This window comes from Methylobacterium sp., assembly GCF_028290105.1.
Lineage (GTDB): Bacteria > Pseudomonadota > Alphaproteobacteria > Rhizobiales > Beijerinckiaceae > Methylobacterium.
In genome coordinates this window covers 1-19,888 of record NZ_JAQGKL010000071.1, presented here as the reverse complement: position 1 = coordinate 19,888, position 19,888 = coordinate 1, and the positions used below count along the sequence as shown (strand labels likewise).

At 71.5% G+C, this 19,888-nt stretch carries 21 protein-coding genes and 2 pseudogenes; 9 read left to right on the top strand and 14 right to left on the bottom strand.

The features are described 5' to 3' along the window. Window positions 1–43: 43 nt before the first annotated feature. From pqqA to JWQ05_RS05525, 8 genes are all read right to left on the bottom strand, one after another. On the bottom strand, window positions 44–133 hold the full coding sequence (gene pqqA, locus JWQ05_RS05560) for a pyrroloquinoline quinone precursor peptide PqqA (RefSeq protein WP_055889187.1): 90 nt from the start codon (window positions 131–133) through the stop codon (window positions 44–46). Window positions 134–332: 199 nt separating this feature from the next. After that, window positions 333–1,037 (bottom strand): response regulator transcription factor, encoded by a 705-nt coding sequence (locus JWQ05_RS05555; RefSeq protein ID WP_299655732.1) that lies wholly within the window; start codon window positions 1,035–1,037, stop codon window positions 333–335. Beyond that, window positions 1,034–2,671, bottom strand: coding sequence for a HAMP domain-containing sensor histidine kinase (locus JWQ05_RS05550; RefSeq protein WP_299655729.1), 1,638 nt, complete (start codon window positions 2,669–2,671; stop codon window positions 1,034–1,036). The genes JWQ05_RS05555 and JWQ05_RS05550 overlap by 4 nt, the downstream gene beginning before the upstream one ends. Window positions 2,672–2,879: 208 nt before the next feature. Then, on the bottom strand, window positions 2,880–3,086 hold the full coding sequence (locus JWQ05_RS05545) for a hypothetical protein (protein ID WP_299655726.1): 207 nt from the start codon (window positions 3,084–3,086) through the stop codon (window positions 2,880–2,882). Window positions 3,087–3,273: 187 nt separating this feature from the next. After that, the gene (locus JWQ05_RS05540) at window positions 3,274–4,071 is read right to left on the bottom strand and encodes a formylmethanofuran dehydrogenase subunit C (protein WP_299655723.1); all 798 of its coding nucleotides are present in this window, start codon (window positions 4,069–4,071) and stop codon (window positions 3,274–3,276) included. Between the two features lie 10 nt (window positions 4,072–4,081). After that, window positions 4,082–5,038: a formylmethanofuran--tetrahydromethanopterin N-formyltransferase gene (gene fhcD, locus JWQ05_RS05535; protein ID WP_299655720.1), complete on the bottom strand. Its 957-nt coding sequence runs from the start codon at window positions 5,036–5,038 to the stop codon at window positions 4,082–4,084. A 63-nt stretch (window positions 5,039–5,101) separates the two neighbouring features. After that, a complete protein-coding gene (locus tag JWQ05_RS05530) occupies window positions 5,102–6,745 on the bottom strand; it encodes a formylmethanofuran dehydrogenase subunit A (protein ID WP_299655718.1) in 1,644 nt (547 codons plus the stop codon). Next, window positions 6,739–7,818: a formyltransferase gene (locus tag JWQ05_RS05525; RefSeq protein ID WP_299655715.1), complete on the bottom strand. Its 1,080-nt coding sequence runs from the start codon at window positions 7,816–7,818 to the stop codon at window positions 6,739–6,741. Before JWQ05_RS05525 ends, JWQ05_RS05530 begins: the two co-directional genes overlap by 7 nt. 264 nt (window positions 7,819–8,082) lie before the next feature. On the opposite strand from JWQ05_RS05525, the gene JWQ05_RS05520 reads away from it, so the two are divergent. Next, window positions 8,083–9,123 (top strand): beta-ribofuranosylaminobenzene 5'-phosphate synthase family protein, encoded by a 1,041-nt coding sequence (locus tag JWQ05_RS05520; protein ID WP_299655712.1) that lies wholly within the window; start codon window positions 8,083–8,085, stop codon window positions 9,121–9,123. 110 nt (window positions 9,124–9,233) lie between these two features. Next, complete coding sequence (locus tag JWQ05_RS05515) at window positions 9,234–10,127, top strand: NAD(P)-dependent methylenetetrahydromethanopterin dehydrogenase (RefSeq protein WP_299655768.1); 894 nt, start codon at window positions 9,234–9,236, stop codon at window positions 10,125–10,127. Here the strand turns inward: JWQ05_RS05515 and JWQ05_RS20725 are convergent. Next, window positions 10,097–10,453 (bottom strand): hypothetical protein, encoded by a 357-nt coding sequence (locus tag JWQ05_RS20725; RefSeq protein WP_366944559.1) that lies wholly within the window; start codon window positions 10,451–10,453, stop codon window positions 10,097–10,099. The genes JWQ05_RS05515 and JWQ05_RS20725 overlap by 31 nt on opposite strands. On the opposite strand from JWQ05_RS20725, the gene JWQ05_RS05510 reads away from it, so the two are divergent. From JWQ05_RS05510 to fae, 5 genes and pseudogenes are all read left to right on the top strand, one after another. After that, complete coding sequence (locus JWQ05_RS05510; RefSeq protein ID WP_366944558.1) at window positions 10,430–11,299, top strand: ATP-grasp domain-containing protein; 870 nt, start codon at window positions 10,430–10,432, stop codon at window positions 11,297–11,299. The genes JWQ05_RS20725 and JWQ05_RS05510 overlap by 24 nt on opposite strands. After that, window positions 11,296–12,282 (top strand): annotated as a pseudogene (gene mch, locus JWQ05_RS05505) (methenyltetrahydromethanopterin cyclohydrolase). Before JWQ05_RS05510 ends, mch begins: the two are co-directional and overlap by 4 nt. Before the next feature lie 183 nt (window positions 12,283–12,465). Then, window positions 12,466–13,380, top strand: a complete 915-nt coding sequence (locus JWQ05_RS05500; RefSeq protein WP_299655709.1) for a RimK family alpha-L-glutamate ligase — start codon at window positions 12,466–12,468, stop codon at window positions 13,378–13,380. After that, window positions 13,377–14,222, top strand: a complete 846-nt coding sequence (locus tag JWQ05_RS05495; protein ID WP_299655706.1) for a triphosphoribosyl-dephospho-CoA synthase — start codon at window positions 13,377–13,379, stop codon at window positions 14,220–14,222. Before JWQ05_RS05500 ends, JWQ05_RS05495 begins: the two co-directional genes overlap by 4 nt. 246 nt (window positions 14,223–14,468) lie before the next feature. Then, window positions 14,469–14,981, top strand: a complete 513-nt coding sequence (fae, locus tag JWQ05_RS05490; protein WP_299655703.1) for a formaldehyde-activating enzyme — start codon at window positions 14,469–14,471, stop codon at window positions 14,979–14,981. Window positions 14,982–15,118: 137 nt separating this feature from the next. Here the strand turns inward: fae and JWQ05_RS05485 are convergent, their stop codons facing one another. Beyond that, window positions 15,119–15,832: a HisA/HisF-related TIM barrel protein gene (locus tag JWQ05_RS05485; RefSeq protein WP_299655700.1), complete on the bottom strand. Its 714-nt coding sequence runs from the start codon at window positions 15,830–15,832 to the stop codon at window positions 15,119–15,121. Window positions 15,833–15,906: 74 nt separating this feature from the next. Here JWQ05_RS05485 and JWQ05_RS05480 point away from each other — a divergent pair, with 74 nt between their 5' ends. Beyond that, window positions 15,907–16,932 carry a hydantoinase/oxoprolinase family protein gene (locus tag JWQ05_RS05480; protein ID WP_299655697.1) on the top strand — a complete coding sequence of 342 codons (1,026 nt, stop codon included), beginning with the start codon at window positions 15,907–15,909 and terminating at the stop codon, window positions 16,930–16,932. Between the two features lie 15 nt (window positions 16,933–16,947). Beyond that, window positions 16,948–17,148 carry a hypothetical protein gene (locus tag JWQ05_RS05475; protein ID WP_299655694.1) on the top strand — a complete coding sequence of 67 codons (201 nt, stop codon included), beginning with the start codon at window positions 16,948–16,950 and terminating at the stop codon, window positions 17,146–17,148. A 17-nt stretch (window positions 17,149–17,165) separates the two neighbouring features. Here the strand turns inward: JWQ05_RS05475 and JWQ05_RS05470 are convergent, their stop codons facing one another. The 4 genes and pseudogenes from JWQ05_RS05470 to JWQ05_RS05455 form a co-directional block, all read right to left on the bottom strand. After that, complete coding sequence (locus JWQ05_RS05470; RefSeq protein ID WP_299655762.1) at window positions 17,166–18,068, bottom strand: YncE family protein; 903 nt, start codon at window positions 18,066–18,068, stop codon at window positions 17,166–17,168. Window positions 18,069–18,130: 62 nt separating this feature from the next. Next, window positions 18,131–18,667, bottom strand: a complete 537-nt coding sequence (locus tag JWQ05_RS05465) for an SRPBCC family protein (protein ID WP_299655691.1) — start codon at window positions 18,665–18,667, stop codon at window positions 18,131–18,133. A gap of 30 nt (window positions 18,668–18,697) precedes the next feature. Then, complete coding sequence (locus tag JWQ05_RS05460) at window positions 18,698–19,294, bottom strand: DUF447 domain-containing protein (protein WP_299655688.1); 597 nt, start codon at window positions 19,292–19,294, stop codon at window positions 18,698–18,700. A 4-nt stretch (window positions 19,295–19,298) separates the two neighbouring features. Beyond that, window positions 19,299–19,888: pseudogene (locus JWQ05_RS05455) on the bottom strand (dihydropteroate synthase); the annotation flags it as partial.

Genomic DNA, 19,888 nt, shown 5'->3' with positions numbered 1-19,888 from the left:
GGGTGACCGACGCCGCCTTGGGACCCTCGGACTCGACGAAATCTTAGTTGAAGGTGTCGATCTCAGCGGACTCGTAGCTGGTGACTTCCATGCCGACGCAGATCTCGGAAACGATGGGGGCAGCCCAGGTCATGGTGTTTCTCCTGAAAGTTTTTTCTGAACGTCAGCAGCATCCCGATCTCACTTAAGAAGATCGTAAGACACTGACGGCGCAGTGGTTTCTGTCGCCGGAGTGATATCGACAATTTGGCCCGGCAGTTCAAGCGTTAAATTGCCGGTTTCTCCCAGCGCCCCCGCGAATCGCGGGGCGCCGTTAACGCGACGTGCCGGCTTCAGTGCCGGAAATCCTGGCCTTTCAGGTCGAGCATGAAGCCGCGCCCGCGCACGGTGACGATGACCGGGCCGCCGAGCCGGACGAAATCCGAGAGCTTGGTCCGGAGATAACCCACGTAAACATCGACGACATTCAGCGAGAGCCCGCCCTGGCCGGCCCAGAGCTTGTCGAAGATGTCGCCCCGCGTCACGGGCTGGTTGGCGTGGTCCATCAGCAGCGCGAGCAACTCCGCCTCGCGGGGGGTGAGGCGCGCCGTCGCATCCGCGAATCCGACCTGCCGGATGTTCAGGTCGAGCACCAGACGACCCGCCGTGACGATGGTGCGGGGGGCATCCGCCGCCTTGCGGCGCAGGAGATGCGTCTGCAGGCGGGCCAGCAATTCGTCGAAGACGAAGGGCTTCACGATGTAGTCATCGGCCCCCAGCGCCAGCCCCTCGGCCCGGTCACGGACCTCGTCGCGGGCCGAGAGGAAGAGAATCGGCCCGGGATAGCCACCCTCGCGCAAGGAGCGGCAGACATCGTGGCCGGACCCGTCCGGCAGGGTGATGTCGAGCACCACCGCTTCCGGCGCGTCCGCGCGGGCGGCGGCCAGCGCATCGTCGACGCAGCCGGCCACCCCGACCGAAAAGCCCTCGGCCTCCAGGCCACGGGCCAGCATGGCGCGAATGTCGCTGTCATCCTCGACGATCAGTACGCGCGTCATGCCACACTCTCCCTGCCCACCCGGTCCGGGTCGTCCTGATCGTATGTCGCGTGGTCGGGCACGGCTTCGTCGGAACCCAGTGCCGGCAGTTCGAGGGCGACCTGCGCACCCCTGCCGCCGGGTCCGCTGCCCAGACGGATGATGCCATCATGGCGTTCCACGACCCAGCGCGCCAGGGCCAGGCCGATGCCGAAGCCCGCCTCACCCGAGGGGCTCTCGCGGCGGAACCGCTCGAACAGGCCCTCGCCGGCACCCGGAAAGCCGGGACCGTCGTCGGTGACGGTCACCAATGCCCGGTCCGCGCCGGCCTGCTCCAGGGCCACCGTCACCCGGGTGAGGCCCTTGGCGTGGCGCAGGGCGTTGTCGACCAGGCTTTCCACGACCTGGCGCAGCCATTCCCGGTCGGCGAGCAGCATCGGGTCGTGCTCGGGCGGCGACAGGCTCAAGGCGACGCGGCGGCGGGCGGCCTCCGAGGCCATGCCGTCGACGGCATCGGACAGGATCGGCAGGGCGTTGACCGGGCGCCGGTCGAGTTCGATCTGCCCCGATTCCGAGCGGGCGACGCGCAGCAAGTCCTCCACCCGGCGCTGCAGGCGCAGGGCCCGCTTGCGGATGGTGGCGAAGACCGGCGTGAAATCGACCTGACGCCCGGCCGAGCGGGCGGCGATGTCGCATTCGCCGAGGATGACGGTGAGCGGCGTGCGCAATTCGTGGCTGACATCGGCAAAGAAGCGCCGGCGCGAGCGGTCCACCGCCTCGAGGCGGCTGTTGGCGGCGCGAAGGTCCAGGGTCCGGGCCGCGACGGTGTCCTCCAGGGCGGCCCGGTCGGCGGCCAGCCGGCCCTCGCGGCGGGCCAGCCGGGCGGCCATGCGGTTGAAATTCGCCACCAGCAGGCCGAGTTCGTCCCGGGTCGCCACCGAGAGGCGGGTGTCGAGTTCGCCTCGCCCGACGGCGCTGGCGGCGCGGCGCACGGCCTCGATACGGGCCAGCACCGGCCGGGTCACGCCCCGGTAGAGCAGCAGCACGATGGCGAGGGCCACGGCCACCGCCGCGAGCGAGGCGATGCGCAGTGTGCCGGACAGGCTGCGCGCCGCATCCGAGCCCGCGATCATCGAGCGCCGCTCGACCTCGATCAGGAAGGAGAGCGGCTGGCCCGTCATGGCGCCGAACCCGTTCAGCGCGCCTCGGATCGCGGCCTTGCGCTGCTCGTCGTCGGACTGGCGCAGCACCTGCGTCACCTGTCGGTCGAGCACCGCGCGCGCCGAGCGAAGCTGGGCGAGGGGCCGGGTGCGGGCGGCATATTGCGTGCGGTCCTGCGGGTCGTCGCTCGCCGCGATGGTTCGGCCGAGCGCCTCGTCCACCGCCACCAGGGCCCGGTCGACATGGGCGCGGGCCACCGCCAGCCCTTCGGGCTGCGCATCGGGGTTGCTCACCGCCTCGAGGGCCGCGAGCCCGTACTGGGTCATGCGCCCGGAGAGTTCGACGAGGAGTTCGAGGCGTCCCTGGGCGGCCAGCGTCCGGTCGATGGTCCGCTCGGCGGCGCCGATCGAGGCGAGCACGCCCAACGCCGCCAGGATGACGAGGAGCGCCGTGGCGCCCAGCAGCAGCGCGAACCGGACCTTCAGCGAGCGCATGGTCTTGCCAGTTCTCGACGTTGTCTTGCCCGTTCGCGACGTCGCCAGTTCGTCGCGACGCGTTTGTCCGGCCTGCACCGGGCGCGTTCCGACACCCCTAGCGGCCTGATCACCCCGTCCCGGGCGATCCCGTTGTCACCGCCCGCCGGGCGCCAGTCCTAGGCTCGGACCGGTGCGTGCGGCAAGGCCGGGCGCGGACGGACACCGATCACAAATCGCGCGGCTGGCTGCCCCGGACGGCGCAACGCCACTTGGTCACCTGCCATTCCGGATGATCGGCCTGCCACTTGGCGAGCGCGCTCTGCGAGTTGCGCAGGCAGATGTTCGGGCTGCGGGCCTCGAAGGACAGGTCGATCTTGTCCTCGCGGCACTGCGAGGGCTGTGACAGGAGGCAGATCGAGAGCAGGATGAGCATCGGGAACGCCGTGTTCGCGCGAGAGGATCGCGGGTGTCCGGCAGGATATTGCCGCCCCGTCGGCGACGAAGGTCGTCCGATCGGGAGGACTGTGCAAGCCCGGCCGGGACGGTCGTCCCGGGGTCGAGGCGCGCCGGCTTCGCGACGGGCCGGTTCCCGACGCCGGAGACACCCTCCGCGACGGCCTTCAGGCCGCCGACACCCAGAGTTCGCCCTTGCCCAGGGTCGCGAGGTCGCCCGAGTAGCGGGTGAGCGCGCCGGCCGCGAGATCGGCGTGGGTGGCGCTCAAGGGGCGAAGCGAGCGGGCGAGCAGCCGCAGGAACACGAGGTCGTGCGTGCCGGTCTCGACGAAGCTGGGGGCCAGCGCACCGATGGCGCCGGCCAGAAGCGTGCCCCGGCGCATGCCGTAGCCCGGATGGTCCCCGAGGCTCGACGCCGCGATGGTCCCGGCGATCATGCGCGCGCCCGCATAGGCCCCCGCCTGGCCGACCAGGATCAGGCCGCGCCGCATGCGGTCGCCGAGATAGTCCCCCGCCCGGCCGTGGATCACCAGGGTCGCCCCGTCGAGGCCCGCCTTGGCGGCGTAGACCGCGCCGCCGGCATGGTCCCCGGCGTCACCGTGAACCGTGATCGTGCCGCCGGTGGCGCCCGAACCCGCGAAGGGGCCGGCCGAGCCCGTGACGGTGACCGCGCCGGAGGTCATGCCCGCGCCGAGGCGCTGGCCGACATCGCCGACGACCCGGATGCTGCCGCCGCTGAGGGAGGCACCGACCCGGTCGAGTCGCGCGGAACCGCCCTCGATGACCAGGCTGTCGGAGCCGTCGAGGGACAGGGTGAAGCAATCGCCGAGCGTCAGGCCACGACGGCCGGTGCCGACGGGAAGCTTGGCGGCCTCCGCCTCGCTCAGGCCGCTCAGCGAGAGCGGGTTGACGTGCAGGAGGTCGAGCCGCTCCGGCGGCTCCTGGCGCAGGGTGAGGGTGCTCATGCGAGGATACTCATGCCGCTCCAGCCCCGCTGCCCGGCTCCTTCGAGAGCAGGTTCTTCAGGTGATAATGGTGGCGGCCGAGATTGCCGCCGTAATTGCCGGCCGTGACGGCCACGAGCCCATGGGCCGCGCCGGCTTCGGTGGCCGCATGCAGGGCCGCGCGCATCGATTCGGCGACCGCGTCGGAGGTCAGCGCGTCGATGACGATCTCCAGCACGACGCCGACATCGGCGCCGAGTTCGGTGCCGGCCCGGCCCTTCAGCGTCGGGCAATAGGCGTCGTTGGTGGAGGCCATCATGCCCTTGGTGCGCGCCCCCACCTTCGAGCCCGAACGGACGATGCCGCCGGGGAAGGGCAGGATCGCGCCCGGGATCGCGCGGGCCGCGTCCACCGCGATCTCGGCGACCTTGAGGGTGTCGGCGTGCTTGCGCCCGAGAAACAGCAGGTTGCCACCCCCGACCGCGCCGTCCACCGCGCGCACGAAGTCCTCGCACAGGAACTCGCCGTCCATGACCGGGATGCGCCAGTAGCGCCGGGCCTTGCCGGTCACCGGGTCGGTCAGGCGCTTGGCCACCGCGAAGCCGTCGCCGAAGTAACGGATGGCGCCGCCGAGCTTGATCTTCGTCGGGCCGTCCACGCCCGCGTAGCAGGCCGTGCCCGGACAGGTGAGGATGCACTGGCCGACGCGCTTGAGGAGTTGGTCCTTGAGGCCGTTCGGCTCGAAGCCGAACAGCAGCACGCGCACCCCGGGACGCCCGTCCGGCGTCTCCTCGGGGGAGAGCTCGCAATCGATCCCGGCCTCGGCGCCGCAGCCGATCACCGAGGTGGCGAAGCCCGTCATGGTGACGGCGGCGATCATCGCCCACTTGGCCGTGTCGTTGGTGATGATGATCGCCGTTCCGGCGACGTCGAACGCCTCCGCGAAGGTGTCGATCACCGGGATGCCGTTGAGGGTGAGTTCCGTCATCTCAGTCACCCGTCCTCACGCGACGCATTTCGATCGAGTCCGACAGGCTCACGCGCGACATGTTCAGGACCGACATGCGACCTCCGCGAACACGTCCGGCTTCGGGAAGGCCTCGTCCGGCACCGCGAAGGCGCTCAGCCCCGTTCCGAAGCGGTCCTGCAGGTATGTCTCGGAGCGGGCCACCATCGCCTTGTCGGACTCGACTTGGAGTTCGAGGGTGCGGCCCGAACGCCAGGCCACGACCTCGCCGTCCTCCACGATGGTCTCGCCGTCCTTGAGTACCAGCTTGGCCCGGGCGAACATGGCGGTACGGTTCCGATCGTCGCGGTAGATCGCGACGTCGGCCCGCGCGCCCTCGCGCAGGTGACCGCGGTCGGCGAGCCCGAGGAGCTTGGCCGGCCCCGAGCGGGTGAGTTGGGCGATCTCCGAGAAGCTGTACTCGCGCTCGATGGCGCAGAGGCCGGAACGCTCGGCGATGACCTTGTGCAGGCTCGCGATCTCGCGGTCGCGCTCCTCCTTGTCCATCAGGAAATGGATGATGCGCGGGTAATCCGTGAACGGGCCGCCGTTCGGATGGTCGGTGGTCAGGATCGTGCGCTCCGGCTCCTTGGCGAGCAGCATCAGCTCCAGGCCGATCGCCCATTGCAGGGAGCTCACCGGCCCGCGCGGCTTGTAGAGGAACGGCACCACGCCGCCGCCCTCCGCGTCGCCCGCGTTGAGGATCCACTTCTTCGGGTTGGCGCCCTTGCGGCCGGCGAACTGGCGCAGGATGTCGAGCGAGATCGTCACGGTCTGGCCAAAAGCGACCTGGCCGACGTCGAAGGTCGCATTCGGGTGCGCCTCCATGGCTTCCGTGATGCGCTCGGCCGCCGAACGGAAGCCGCCGGTGAGCGGATTTTCGGGATCGGCGACGCCGTAGCCGTAGAACTGGGCATGGGCGAAGTGGATGCGCCGGCCCTCCGCCGCCTCCATGGTGGCGACGAACGACTCGTCGGCGCCCGGAATGCCGAGGTTGTTGCAGTGGACGTGCAACGGATGCGGCACGCCGATCTCCTCGACCGCGTCGAGGAGGGCGCCCATGATCTTGCGCGTCGAGAGGCCGTAGACCGGAATCTCGTCGTCGAGGCTGAGCTTCAGCATCCCGTCCTTGAAGGCCGAGGCGCCGCCCGCGTTGATGCACTTGACGCCCAACCCCCGCGATGTCGCCACGGACAGCGCCACGAGGTCGCGCACCGCCGCCTTGCCCTCGCGGTTGCGCAGGAGCTGAAGCAGGTGGTCGTCGTTGCCCATCACGGTGAGCGCGCCGCGATCGAGCAGTGGAATGTCGGCAAGTTCGAGCTGCGTCGCCAGCGCGTTGGAGGGCGGCATCGCGGGCTCGACGGCGAGCGTGTAGCCCATCCGCGCGTAGTTGGCGCCGATCCAGGCGGCCGAGCCGCCGGCATGCGCGAAGGGGTGGCCTTCGGGCGCGGCTTCGCTGGCGTAGAGTTCGGGCAGGAGCAGGCGGCTCATCACCACGTTGCCGCCGGCGATGTGCGAGTGGACCTCGACGCCGCCCGCCATCACCACGCAGCCGGTGGCGTCGATGGTCCGGTCGGGCGCGCGGTCGCAAGGCGCCACCACGTGGCCGTTCTCGATCCAGACATCGCCGACCGCGTCGCGGCCGGCCGTCGGGTCGACGACCCGGCCTCCGTGAATCCGGATCAGCATGCGGCGGCCTTCTTCTGCGTGAGGCGTTCGTGGATGGCGGTGAGGATGCCGGCGGCACTCAGCTCGGCCGTATGGCCGGCGGGCGGCGCATAGGCGATCGCGGCCCGCCGCTCGTCCCAGAGGGAGCCGCCCGCGCTCTCGCCGGGCACGCCCACCGCGAAGACCACGTCGGCGACGTCGCCGCTGGCCTCGGGGCTGCCGACGCCCACGATGGCGACGCTCGGAAGGGTGCCCAACCAGTCCGGCCGGGGGGCGGGGAGGGACGCAAGCCAGAGGGCGGCATCGGCCTCGCCGGCCGCGATCTGGCGGGCGCTGTCGAAGCGCCAGGGATCGTGCTCGGGCACGTGGCGGCCAAAGCCCACGCGGGGCGCCTGGCCGGTGGTCCAGGCCGCGAGTTGGAGCAGCGCCCGGCCCTGGAACGGATCGGACAAGGGCAGGCCGAAGAACCGCGTGACCTCGTTGAGGTCCTTGATCATGCCCTGGAGCATCTCGACGCCGAGCTCGCCGATCTCAGCCGGATCGTACAGGACGACGCCGTACTGGGCGGCGGCCAGGCGCTTGGCCAGATCCGCATAGGCCGCCTCTCCGGCGAGGTTGCCCTTCAGGAAGGCGCGCAGATGCGCGATCGAGACGGCGAGCCCGCCGGCCTCCGCCGGATAGGCCACGTGCCGGGTGGCGCCGTTGCGCGGTCCACCCAGCGACAGGATGGTACGCTCGGCACCGGCGGCGCGGCCGCGGGTCGGCGGCGATCCGGCGATGTCCTGGACGATCGCGCGGTCCCACGGCGCATTGCCGACGATGAGCACCGCATCGGCCCGGCCGACGGCCTCGGCCGGCGTCGTGGTCATGGCGCCGGTGCGGCTCAGGGGGCCGAGTTCCGCGTAGAGGCTGGGGCCGGCCACGGGATCGACGGAGGCGCCGATGGCGTCGGCGAGGTGATAGGCCGCGCGCACCGCGCTCAACTCGGCGCAGAGACCCGCCAGGACGGCATTCTGCGCTGAAGCGAGGAGCGTGGCGGCGGCCTCCACCGCCGCCTCCGCATCCGTCGCACCACCCTTCACCCAGGCCGCCATGCGTTGCACCTTGGAAAATCGAGGGCCCGGCACGCGCCGTGTTCGGCGTCGCGCGCGGCGGGACTGAGCCAGTCCATGTCGTTGGGGCGGCACGTTTGCATCGCCGCCGCCCCCCAGGCAACCCCCTTGGGCAGGGTCGGCCGAATCAGGGCCCTGACGGAGGTGCGCGAGAATTGACCGATGCGCTTGCGACCGGTCCGCGCTCCGTGGGAGAAGCCGGCGACCCGAGGCACGAGGCCGCGTGGACCTCAAGGACATCGCACGATGGAAGGGATCGACGTGGCGCAGATCCCGAGCGGGCAGGGCGGCTCCGGCATCGCCGCCGACTTGGCCTCGGGCTTGGCCTTGGACTTGGCCTCGGGCTTGGCCTCGGGCCTGCGCGTGCACGCCCCGGCCCGCCTGCATTTCGGCTTCCTCGACCTGCATGGCGGCCTCGGACGGCGCTTCGGCAGCATCGGCCTCGCCCTCGACCAGCCGGCCGTGACCCTCACCGCGCGGCCGAGCGACCACCTCGACGTGACCGGGCCGGAGGCGCGGCGCGCGGCGGCCTATGCCCTCGCGGCGGCCACTCATCTCGGCATCCCCGGACATGCCGCCCTGGCGATCGAGTCCGCGATTCCCGCCCATGCGGGTTTCGGCTCGGGCACGCAGCTGGCGTTAAGCGTGGCGGCGGCCCTGGCCGGCCTTGCGGGACGGCCCTTCGCGCCGGAGGATTTCGCGAACGCCCTCGACCGGGGCAACCGCTCCGGGGTCGGTCTCGCGGCGTTCACGCACGGGGGCCTCATCGTCGATGCCGGACGCGATCCCGAAGGCAACCCGCCTCCGGTGATCGCCCGGCTGGCCTATCCCGAGGCCTGGCGCGTGGTGCTGATCCTCGACACCGGCATGACCGGTGTGCACGGCAGCCGCGAGGTGGCGGCCTTTCGCGACCTGCCGCGCTTTCCGGAAGCCCAGGCCGCAGAGATCTGCCGCATCGTGCTGATGCAGGTGCTGCCCGCCGTGGTCACCGCCGAGCCCGACGGCTTCGGCGCCGGCATCACCCGGATCCAGGGTTTGATCGGCGACCATTTCGCTCCCCACCAGGGCGGGCGCTACGCCAGCCCCGCCGTAGCGGAGGCACTGGCCGCCATCGCGGCCGAGGGGATCGCCGGCTACGGCCAGAGTTCCTGGGGGCCCACCGGCTTCGCGCTGCTGCCCTCGGAGGCCGAGGCCCGGGCCCTGGTCGCCCGTCTCGAACGGCCCGGCCCGCTCCGGTTCCTGATCGCACGCGGGCGCAACACCGGCGCCGCGGTCACGCCGCTTTAAGACGAAAAGCGGTAAAGCGGAGCCTCGGGCGGCCCGATCCGGATCGCCTTTGACAAGACGACGCCTCGGCGCACGATCGGGCCGCGTCACACCATGAAGGGAGTTCGATGATGGCCCGCTCGATCCTGCACATGATCACGCCCCAGAAGCACATGAGCCCGTTCGACGTGAACATGGCCGTCGATGCGGGCTTCGAGACCATCGCCACCTACACGAACGCCACCCTCGCGGACGTGACGACGCTCGTGCAGGATTCGATCTTCTCCCGTTCCCCCCAGGACGGGGTGCGCACCGGCATCTTCATCGGCGGCAAGAACGCCGAGGACGCCCTCGACATGGTGGACCGGGCCAAGAAGGCCCTGGTGCCGCCGTTCGCCAACCACATCTTCGCCGACCCGGCCGGCTCCTTCACCACGGGGGCGGCCATGGTCGCCGAGGTGACGCGCGCCCTGAAGGCCAAGTTCGACACCGGGCTCGACGGCAAGCGCATCGTCATCTTCGGCGGCGCCGGGGTCGTGGCCTACGTCGCGGCCGTGATCGGCGCGCTCCACGGCGCCAACGCCGTCATCGTGGGCCATGACGGCGAGGAGCGGGTGAGCAAGATCGCCAACACCATGCGCTGGCGCTTCGGCGTCGAGGTCGAGGCCGTGGACGGCTCCACCGTGGCCGCCCGGCGCGCGGCCATCACCAACGCCGACGTCATCCTCTCGGCCGGCCCCGCCGGCATCCCGATCCTCACCGCGGAGGATCTCGAATCCGCCCCGAACCTGCTGGTCGCCTCGGACGTCAACGCGGTGCCGCCCGCCGGCATCGCGGGCATCGACGTCAACGCCGTCGACGTTCCCCTCCCCACGGGCCGCGGCGTCGGCATCGGCGCCCTGGCGGTGGGCAACGTGAAGTACCAGACGGAATCCCGCCTGTTCCGCCGCATGCTCGAATCCGACGAGCCGCTCTGCCTCGATTTCCGGGATGCCTACACGCTGGCCGTCGAGGTGGCGGGCTGAGGGCCGGCCATTCGGGACCGGGACCAGAACCGTCGGGCCGGTCTGTCCTCATCGCCGCCCAGTCCGGCCGGGCCCTGGCCCAGGCGGCGCGGCGGGCGGGCCTGCGTCCCCTCGTCCTCGACCTGTTCGGCGATTCCGACACGCGGGCGCTGGCCGAGGGGTATCGCCAGGCCGAGGGCCGGTTCGGGGAAGGCCTGCGGGGCGAAGTCGTCCTGCGCCACCTCGACGACCTCGCCGCGACGGCGCCCACGCCGCCGGTCGGGATCGTGCTGGGCAGCGGTTTCGAGGCTGCCCCCGACCTGATGCGGGCCATCGCCGGGCGTCACCGCCTCCTCGGCGCGAGCCCGGATTGCGTGGCCGCCCTGAAGGACCCGCTCGCCTTCGCGGACCTCTGCCGCGCGCACGGCGTCCCGCACCCCGCCATCACCCGCGAGCCAGTGGCTAACAAGAGCGCCTGGCTTCTCAAGCGGGCAGGGGGTTCGGGCGGCACGCATATCCGCGCGGCAATTGCGGGCCGGGCGCCGCAGGGGGCCTATTTCCAGGCCCGGGTGCCGGGCCGGGCCGTGGCCTTGTCGTTCCTCGCCGACGGCACCGCGATCCGGGTGGTCGGCCTCACCGAGCAGTGGAGCGCGCCGTCGCCCCTGCGGCCGTTCCGCTATGCCGGCGCCCTCGAGCGGGGGCGCCACGAGGCGCCGCTCCTCGCCTCCTCCATGCTGGCGGCGCTCACCGAGGGCGTCACCCGCCTCGTGGTGGCCACAGGTCTCACCGGGCTCGCCAGCGCCGATTGCCTCGTCGCGGGCGAGGATTGGTGGCTCACCGAGATCAACCCGCGCCCCGGCGCCACCCTGGACGTGCTCGACCGGCGCCCGAAGCCCCTGCTCGCACTGCACATCGCGGCGAGCCTGGGCCATCCGTGCGAGCCCGAGCCGCCGCCCCTGGATGCGGCGGCCAGCGAAATCTGCTACGCGGCCCTCGGCTACGCGCCGATACCGCCGATCACCTGGCCGGATTTCGTGCGCGACCGCCCAAAACCCGGCTCCATGGTGGCGCGCGATGCGCCGCTGTGCACCCTGTTCGCCACAGGGCCGGACTCGGCCGCCACGAGAGCGCACTTGCGAGGCCGGGCCGCGGAACTGCGGACCCTGCTCGCCCTGACGGAGGAACGCCCATGACCACGAGCCCGAGCGGCGCCAACCGCCCCTTTCCAAGCGTCAACGCCCTGACCGCCCCGCTGGTGGAGCGGCTGGTGGCCGACGCCGAAGCACTGCGCCTGTCCGTCACCACCGAGAACGGCGCCCGCATGGTCGATGCCGGCGCCAACGTGCGCGGCTCCATCGAGGCCGGCCGCCGCATCGCCGAGATCTGCCTCGGCGGCCTCGGCACCGTCTCGATCACGCCCTCCGGGCCGATCGCGTCCTGGCCCTATTCGGTGATCGTGCACGCCGCCGATCCGGTCATCGCCTGCCTGGGGAGCCAGTACGCGGGCTGGTCGCTCGCCGACGAGACCGGCGATTCCGGCTTCTTCGCCCTCGGCTCCGGCCCCGGCCGGGCCGTCGCGGTGGTGGAGGACCTCTACGCCGAGCTCGGCTACCGGGATTGCGCGAGCCAGACCGCCCTGGTGCTGGAGGCGGCGGGCGGCCCGCCGGCCTCCGTCATCGCCAAGGTGGCCGAGGCCACAGGCCTGAAGCCCGAGCAACTGACCTTCATCTACGCCCCGACGCAGAGCCTGGCCGGCTCCACCCAGGTGGTCGCCCGCGTGCTCGAAGTCGCCCTGCACAAGGCCCACACCGTGGGCTTCGACCTGCACAAGATCGTGGACGGCATCGGCTCGGCTCCGCTCTCGCCCCCGCACCCGGACTTCATCCAGGCCATGGGCCGCACCAACGACGCCATCATCTATGGCGGCCGGGTGCAGCTCTTCGTCGAGGCCGACGAGGCCGACGCGCAGCAGCTCGCCGAGCAGATCCCGTCCTCGAACTCCGCCGACCACGGCGCGCCCTTCGCCGACATCTTCTCCCGCGTGAACTGCGATTTCTACTAGATCGACGGCGCGCTCTTCAGCCCGGCGGAAGTCATCGTCACCTCCGTCAACACCGGCAAGAGCTTTCGCGGTGGCCGGCTGATGCCGGAGCTGGTCGAAGCTTCGTTCCGGTAGGGTGGGCCGTCGACCTTCCCCCTTCTGCGGGGGAGGGTGGTCGCGGAGCGACCGGGCTGGCACGAACTCCCGCAAGAGGGGGCGAGCTCTCCGGAGATGGTGCTCCCTCATCCGACCCCGCTGGCGCGGGCCACCTTCTCCCGCGGAGGGGAGAGGGGATCGACGTCGAGGTTGTGAAAAGCAATGCGCATCGGGCTGAGCGCCGATAACGGCAACTGGCACAAGGCACGCCTGAAGGCCGCCCTCGAAAGCCTCGGCGCCGAGCCGGTGCTGTTCTCGCTGGCCGACGTCGCGGTGGTGACGGGGGGCGCCGAGCCCCTGCGCGTGCCAGGCTTCGCGGACGGACTGCCCGACGGCGTCCTGCTGCGGACCATCGCGGGCGGCACCTTCGAGGCGACCACGATGCGCCTCGGCGTGCTGCACGCGCTGGTGGCCTCCGGGGTCACGGTGTGGAATTCGCCCCATGCCATCGAACGCTCCGTCGACAAGGCGATGACGAGCCTGCTCATCGACCGCGCCGGCCTGCCCACGCCCGAGACCTTCGTGGTCTCGAAGCGCGAGGCCGCCGCCGCCCTGGTCGAGCGCGAGGCGTCGCCCGAAAATCCCCTGGTGCTGAAGCCGCTCTTCGGCTCGCAGGGCGAAGGCCTGCAACTCATCGCGCGCCCCGAGGACCTGCCCGGCGAGGAGGCGGTGTCCCGGGTCTACTACCTCCAGCGCTACATCGCCCGCACCGACGGGCTCTGGCGCGACTACCGGGTCTTCGTCTGCGAGGGCCGGGCCATCGCGGGCATGATCCGCGAGGGCGACGGCTGGATCACCAACGTGCATCGCGGGGGCCGCCCGCTGCCCTGGGCGATGCCGCAGGCCGCCGCCGAGCTCGCCGAACGCGCCGCGCAGGCCGTCGGAGTGGACTATACGGGCGTCGATCTCGTCGAGGACGGGCAGGGCGGCTACCTCGTCCTCGAGGTCAACTCGATGCCGGCCTGGTCGGGCCTGCAGCGGGTCACCGAGGTCGACATCGCGCTGGCCGTCGCGCGCGGCTTCCTCAACGCCGTGCGGGCCGCCCGCCCGCCCCGCCTCGTCTCGGCCCTCGGGTGAGCGGCCTCGCGCCCGAGACGATCGCGGCGGCCTACCGGGCGAGCTGCCTCGACGAACTCGACGCCCTCAAGCCCGGCAACGTCCACGCCTTCGCCGACGGGCACCGCATGGCGGTGGCCGATTTCGTGGCGAGCGCCGAGATCTCCGCGCTCCCCCTGGCCGAAGCCGGCGCCCGCGTCGGCCGGCGGGTCCTGCGGGCCGTCGCGGCGACGATGGAGGCGGTCGGCCAGAACACGAATCTCGGCATCCTGCTCCTGTGCGCACCCCTGGCGGCGGCCGCCGAGACCGAGGGGCCGTTGCGCCACACCCTGAACGCCGTCCTGGCCGGCTTCGACGAAGGGGACGCGGCGGACGTCTTCGCGGCGATTCGCCGGGCCAATCCGGGGGGCCTCGGCCGGGCCGCGCAGCACGACGTCACGGATCCGGCGGCCCCCCTCTCGCTCCCCGCCGCCATGGCGGAGGCCGCTCCGCGCGACGCCATCGCGCGCGCCTACGTCACCGGTTTCGACGACCTCTTCGCCATCGGCCTGCCGGCGCTCGTCGAGGCGCGGACCCGGCGCCTCGATCCGCCCTGGCACATCACCGCCGTGTTCCTGGCGTATCTGGCGCGGGTGCCGGACAGCCACGTGGCGCGCAAGCACGGCCCGGAGCGGGCGGAGGCCCTGCGCGTCGAGGCGGAAGCCCTGCTTGCGCTCGACCTCGCCGAGCGCCCCGTGGGGCCGCTGCTGGCGCGGGACCGGGCCTGGAAGGCGGACCGGCTCAACCCGGGCACCAGTGCCGACTTTACGGTGGCCACCCTGTTCCTGGACCGTCTCCTCGGCGCGGTGGACGGGCAGTCCTGAAACGCCGCCGTGGCACGCTTTCCTTCACCTCAAACGAATGTTCCGGCGCGAAGCGAATAAATTGCCAAACTCCATGCCACGCGTAGGGTTGTTCCCGGCAAGACCCCAGAGTAGGGTCCGCGCCGCGATCCGGGCTAACCGGTCTGGTCCCTCGATGGGCCGGACGCCGTGAACAAGGATAGCTGCCGGCCGCGCCCTAAGCTCGGGGGCGGTCACGTCTTTTCAAGACTCTGGGAGAAACCCCACATGGCGAAGATCAACAAGGTTCTGGTCGGCGAAGCCCTCGTCGGCGATGGCAACGAGGTCGCCCACATCGATCTCATCATCGGACCGCGCGGTTCGCCGGCCGAAGCCGCCTTCTGCAACGGCCTCGTGAACAACAAGCACGGCTTCACCAGCCTGCTCGCGGTCATCGCGCCGAACCTGCCCTGCAAGCCCAACACCCTGATGTTCAACAAGGTCACCATCAACGACGCCCGTCAGGCCGTCCAGATGTTCGGCCCCGCCCAGCACGGCGTCGCCAAGGCCGTGCAGGATTGCGTTGCCGAGGGCACCATCCCCGCCGATGAGGCCGACGACCTGTTCATCCTGGTCGGCGTGTTCATTCACTGGGAAGCGGCCGACGACGCCAAGATCCAGAAGTACAACTACGACGCCGTGAAGCTCTCCATCGAGCGCGCCGTCAAGGGCGAGCCCACCGCCGCTGTCGTCACCGAGCAGCGCAACTCCGCTTCGCACCCCTTCGCGTCGAACACGTAGATTGGGGGCAGTCCTGGGCAGAGCGCGCCTCCGCCCGCACCGCGGGGCCTGCTCCAGCGACTGGCTTCCATCTTCCTCGGACGATGAACATCCAATGGGGCGGCCTTCGGGCCGCCCTACTTTTTTGGGCAGACGCCTCAGCCACGCGAGACCCCATCGTGGCTGCCCCCGCCGCGAATAACCCCGTCGTGGATGGCCGAGGCCACGAGGGCGCCGGCGGCCCCCTGTCGCCGCAGCGCCTCCAGATCCGCCGGGCCGCGCACGCCGCCCGCCGCGTACAGGCGCGTGGCCGGGCTCGCGGTCGCCAGTTCCGCGAGGCGGTCGAGGTCGGGCCCGGCCCCGACGCCGATCCGCCCGAGGGTCATGACGATGACGTCGCGCGGCCACTGAGCCGGTTCTTCGTGCAGCACCGCCGGCCCGAGCCGCTCGCCGCCGCGCGTGTCGAGGGAGAACACCGCCCGGTCGCGATGAGCGCGCACGAGGCCGGCATCCGTCTGGCTCTCGCTGCCGATCACCGGCCGGCCCAATCCCTCGCGTAGGAACGCGTCGAGCATGGCGGCCTCCGCAAACCCCGCATCGACCCAGAGGGTGGTGCCTGGGCAGGCCGCCGCGATCGCCCGCAGGCTCGTCAGGTCGGGCGGGGCCCGGTCGATGATCGCGTCGAGATCGGCCACGTAGAGGATGCGGGCCGTGACCGCAGTCAGCAGCCCGCGCGCCACGTCGGCGGGCGCCGACCCCTTTGCCAAGGGCGTGACGATCGGGGCATAGGAGGCCCGGTCCCCGGCCCGGGCCCGCACCACGGTTGCGTGGCGCAGGTCGATCACCGGAATGATCTCGAATCCGTCCGCCATCCGGCTTCCTCCCGCGTTCAGGTCCACCCGTGACACCAAGAGATCGATCCCCTGCGGCATCCCACGAACGACCGGTGATCGGCTGGGATCTCGGGGGGGTCCATGTCAAGGCCGCCCTGGTCCGGGACGGGCGGGTCGAGGCGGTGGTCCAGGCCCCCTGCCGCCTCTGGCGCGGGCTCCCCGCCCTCGACGAGACCCATGCGCAATTGCCGGACTGGGCGCGCGGGGAGGCCGACCACGTCGTCACCATGACGGGGGAACTCACCGATTGCTTCGCCGACCGGCAGGACGGCGTCACGCAGCTCGCCGGCTGGGCCGCCCGGACGCTGGCCGGCCGGGTGCGGGTCTACGCGGGCCGCGCGGGCCCGTGCGATCCCGCTGCGGCGGCGGCCCATGCGGCCGACATCGCCTCGGCGAACTGGCACGCCACGGCGGCGCTGATCGGACGCCAGGTCGCAAACGGGCTCCTGGTGGACATCGGCTCCACCACCGCCGACCTGATCCCCATCGTGGGCGGCGTGCCCGCTGCGACCGGCTACAGCGACGCCGAGCGCCTGGAGACGGGCGAGCTCGTCTATACCGGCGTGGTACGCTCGCACCTCGTGGCGCTCGCGGACCACGCGCCCTTCCGGGGCCGTCGCACGCGGCTGATGGCGGAGACCTTCGCCACCACCGCCGACATCCACCGCATCCTCGGCGACCTGCCGGAGGGCGCCGACCAACAGAACAGCGTCGACCTCAAGGGCAAGTCGATTCGCGAGAGCGAGACCCGGCTGGCGCGCATCGTCGGGCGCGACCACGGCGAGGGAGATGCTGCGGATTGGCGCGCCCTGGCGGCGCATTTCGCGGAACGCCAGGTGCGGATGCTGCACGACGCCGCCGCCCTGCTGCTCTCGCGCCCGGACCTCGAGGCGCAGGCACCGCTCGTCGTGTGCGGGGCGGGCCGCTTCCTGGCCGAGCGCCTCGCCGGACGCCTCGGCCGGCCCGCCCTGGCCTTCACCGACCTCATCGCGGGCGACCTGTCCGAGGCCGGAGCCGACTGGGCCTCGACCTGCGGCCCTGCCGTCGCCGTCGCCCTGCTGGCCGCCGATCCCACCTGACGTTCCGGAGCCCCCATGAGCACGCCCCAGAAACTCGCACGCATCCTCGCGACCCGCTCCGGCGGCGGGATCGAACTGGCCCTGGCCACCGAATCCGGACAGACCCTCCGGGTCCTGGCAAGCTCCGACCAGATCGACATGCTGGTGGACGAACTGGAGGACATCCTGAATTCGCCCGACGGCCCGGAGGACCGAGAGCCGCCCTCGGCGGCGTGAGGGGTCGCGCGGTCCGCCTACCGCAAGAAGTCCCCGAACGCGCGCGGCCCGTCCGGCACCTTGATCTCCCCCGTCACCTTCAGCGTGGTCGCGTCGATCACGCTCAAGGTGTTGGAGCCCCAGTTCGCCACCGTGAGGGTGCGGCCGTCGCGGGAGGCGGCGATGCCCTCGGGGTGGTCGCCGACCTCGATGGCCGCGACGTTGGTGAGCGTCTTCAGGTTGAACACCGTGACGGTGCCCGAATACTGGTCAGTGACGAAGCCGCGCGGGCCGGCCAGCGCCACCACGTAGGGGCGCTCCCCCGTGGTCACGCGGCCGAGTTCGCGCCGGCCCGCCACGTCGATCACCGAGACGTCGTTCGAGGTGACGTTGGCGGTGTAGGCACGGGCGCCGGCCGCATCGAGGGTGATGCCGAAGGGATGCCGGCCCACCGGGATCTTCTGGATCTCCTGGGCGCTCGCCACGTCGACCACCGAGACCGAATCGCCCTCGCGGTTGGCCACAAGGACCGTGGCGCCGTCGGGCGTCACCGCGATGCCAGACGGGGAGGCGCCGACCTGGATCTCCGTCTCCATCCGCGCCCCGTCGGGCGAGACGACGAAGATCCGGCTGCCGTACCAATCGGCGACGTAGACCGCGCCGGTCTTCGGGTTGACCGCGATTCCGAGCGGCCCGCCGGGCAGCGCCAGGGTGCCCGTGACCGCGCGGGTGGCGAGATCGACGATCGCCAGGCCCGGCCCCTCGGGGCGGGTCACGTAGGCGGTGCCGCGATCCGGCGAAAGGGCGATGCCGGCCGGTGCCCCGTCGATCGGCACCTGGGCGGCGACCGTGCCGGCCTCGAGGTCGACGATGGCCAGCGCGTTGGCGCCCTGCGCCGTGACGATGGCCTCGTCGGCGCGCGCGGGAGCGCCGAGCAACATCAGGCCGACGAGGAGCGGGCCGGCGTGGCGCCGGCCCGTCCCCGTTCTTGTCGCGAAAGCGATCAAGAACCGCTCTTCTCGACCTTGGCCTTCAGGGCGTCGAGGCCCGTGCGGTAGAGGCCGCGCACGGCCTTCTGGGAGGCCTCGTCGTTCAGCTCGGGCGGCGGATCGTTGTTCATGTAGCCGCGGTAGAAGGCGCCGTCCCAGGCGACCTTGGACTTGCCGCCGCCGGCATCCTCGACCTTGATCGTGGAGGAGTAGTCGTTCACCGGCAGGGTCGTCACCTCGACCTTGGTGATCCGGTACGAGTAGCTCATCTTCTCGGCGGAGTACTTGTAGAGCTCCTCGTCCACCGTGGCGCCGCCCTTGAGCGTCAGCGTGCGGGTGGCCTTGACCTCGTTGCCGCCCTTGCCCTCGGTCTTCTCGACCGGCGGCAGCCAGCTCATGTCCTGGAAGTTCGAGATCACGGCCCAGACCTTGTCGGGGGCCGCGTTGATCTCGACGGTCTCCTCGACCTTCTTGCGGGTCGGGCCGTGCGCCTGGGCGCCGAACGAGACCAGGGCGAAGGCCGCCACGGTCGTCAGGGTAAGAAACTTCATCGGGTCTTCGTCTCCTCGGGAACGCACGTTCTACGGTGCTGGGGGGGAACGTTCGAGGATGCGGTCGTGGCGGCCCAGGGCCGCGGCGACCTTGTCCTCGATCCAGTCCCAGGCCTCGCGCTCGGCGGGCCCGGCGGTCTTTTCGATCGCGATGGCGTGGGTGCGCATCTCGGTCAGAATCTTGTCCGGGTCCAGCATGTGCAGGCGGGTGGAGAGGATCGCCGCCTCCAGCACCGCACCTTGCGCCCGGTTATAGCCGAAGAACGGCATGTGTGCGGCCGCATGCACCATCCGGGCCCGGTAGCGCGGCCGCGTCGCATCGTCCTCCACCGCGACCACCTCGAACTCCGCGTGGCCGAAGCTCTCGGCCAGACGCCGGCCGGCGATGCGCTCGCAGGGCAGGGTGGGCCAGTCGCGCCGGCCGGTGACGGCCCCCGCGATCACCCGCACGTCGCTGGGGCTGGAGGCGGCGAAGACCGGGTTGTCGGCGAGGTTGAGGATGGTGGGGGAGGGCCGGAAGGGCGCGAGAATCCAGTCCGCGCCGTCCTGGATCAGGCCGAACGGCACGAGGTGCAGCGCGCCGTCGCGCGCGGTGGTGGTGACGACGGTCTCGAGGATCAGCGGCACGGGCTCACGCCTTTCCCGCCGGGACGAGCTTGCCGCAGACGATGCGGGCGCCGGCATCCGCAGGCGTCGCCGACACCGAATCGGCGGCGCGGGCATCGCCCGGGCCGGTGGTCTCGGGTGTCGCTGCGTCCGCCTCGGGCGACACCGCGTCCCGGCGTGCGGTCTCGGCGCCGGCGGGGCCGGAATGCTTGGTGTGCCCGGCCTTCTTGAACGCGGTGGTATCCTCCACCTCGTCGTCGGCGGCGGCCCCCCAGGTCAAGGCCTCGTCCTGCACGTAGCGCTTGCCCAGCCGCCACGCGGTCTCGGCCTTTGTCAGCTCGCCGCCGAGGTAGAAGGCGTGCGCGCCGTCGCTCGCCAAGTCGCCGGCCCTTTGGAGATCGGGGAAGAAGGCCATCGCGTCGGTGCCGATCGAATGGACGTCGCGGTTGAAGACGTGGATGCCGTCCTCGGCGACCGCGATGCGGTAGTTCGGGTCCTTCACCTCGGCCGCCTGCGCCGCGATCTCGTCCGGGGTCTGCACATAGGGGCGCTTGTCGTGCAGTGCCAGAAGGGAGCGCCCATAGCCCTTGGGCAGGGCGGAATCGGCTTTGGCCG